Origin of the sequence: Bacillus cereus group sp. BfR-BA-01349 (genome assembly GCF_022663795.1) — a bacterium.
Lineage (GTDB): Bacteria > Bacillota > Bacilli > Bacillales > Bacillaceae_G > Bacillus_A > Bacillus_A cereus.
On record NZ_JAKUGE010000107.1, the window covers coordinates 1 to 1,566 of the forward strand.

The window sequence follows — 1,566 nt, forward strand, 5'->3', positions numbered from 1 at the left end:
GATAAGCGGATTTGCCTACTTATCAGCCTAACTGCTTGGACGTGCACAACCAATCGCACGCTTCTTCTATCCTTCTGCGTCCCTCCATTGCTCAAACGATAAAGAGGTGGTACAGGAATATCAACCTGTTGTCCATCGCCTACGCCTGTCGGCCTCGGCTTAGGTCCTGACTAACCCTGAGCGGACGAGCCTTCCTCAGGAAACCTTAGGCATTCGGTGGACGGGATTCTCACCCGTCTTTCGCTACTCATACCGGCATTCTCACTTCTAAGCACTCCACCAGTCCTTACGGTCTGACTTCACTGTCCTTAGAACGCTCCCCTACCACTGATACCATTCGGTATCAATCCGCAGCTTCGGTGGTGTATTTAGCCCCGGTACATTTTCGGCGCAGAGTCACTCGACTAGTGAGCTATTACGCACTCTTTAAATGGTGGCTGCTTCTAAGCCAACATCCTAGTTGTCTAAGCAACTCCACATCCTTTTCCACTTAATACACACTTTGGGACCTTAGCTGGCGGTCTGGGCTGTTTCCCTTTTGACTACGGATCTTATCACTCGCAGTCTGACTCCTAAGGATAAGTCATTGGCATTCGGAGTTTGACTGAATTCGGTAATCCGATGAGGACCCCTAGTCCAATCAGTGCTCTACCTCCAAGACTCTTACACTTAAGGCTAGCCCTAAAGCTATTTCGGGGAGAACCAGCTATCTCCAGGTTCGATTGGAATTTCTCCGCTACCCACACCTCATCCCCGCACTTTTCAACGTGCGTGGGTTCGGGCCTCCATTCAGTGTTACCTGAACTTCACCCTGGACATGGGTAGATCACCTGGTTTCGGGTCTACGACCACGTACTAAACGCCCTATTCAGACTCGCTTTCGCTGCGGCTCCGCCTCTTCAGCTTAACCTCGCACGGGATCGTAACTCGCCGGTTCATTCTACAAAAGGCACGCCATCACCCGTTAACGGGCTCTGACTATTTGTAGGCACACGGTTTCAGGATCTCTTTCACTCCCCTTCCGGGGTGCTTTTCACCTTTCCCTCACGGTACTGGTTCACTATCGATCACTAGGGAGTATTTAGCCTTGGGAGATGGTCCTCCCAGATTCCGACGGAATTTCACGTGTTCCGCCGTACTCAGGATACATTCAAGAGAGAACGAAGTTTCGACTACGGGGTTGTTACCCTCTACGACGGACCTTTCCAGGTCGCTTCGTCTACCTCGTTCCTTTGTAACTCCGTATAGAATGTCCTACAACCCCAAGAGGCAAGCCTCTTGGTTTGGGCTATGTTCCGTTTCGCTCGCCGCTACTCAGGAAATCGCATTTGCTTTCTCTTCCTCCAGGTACTTAGATGTTTCAGTTCCCTGGGTCTGTCTTCCTTACCCTATGTATTCAGATAAGGATACCATACCATTACGTATGGTGGGTTTCCCCATTCGGAAATCTTCGGATCAAAGCTTACTTACAGCTCCCCGAAGCATATCGGCGTTAGTCCCGTCCTTCATCGACTCCTAGTGTCAAGGCATCCACCGTGCGCCCTTTCTAACTTAACCAAACTAAAA

The 1,566-nt window shown here is 50.4% G+C and carries 1 rRNA gene; it reads right to left on the reverse strand.

Annotated elements, in window-relative coordinates:
* A 23S ribosomal RNA gene (locus tag MR169_RS27865) occupies nucleotides 1-1,557 on the reverse strand; the annotation flags it as partial.
* Nucleotides 1,558-1,566 lie beyond the last annotated feature (9 nt).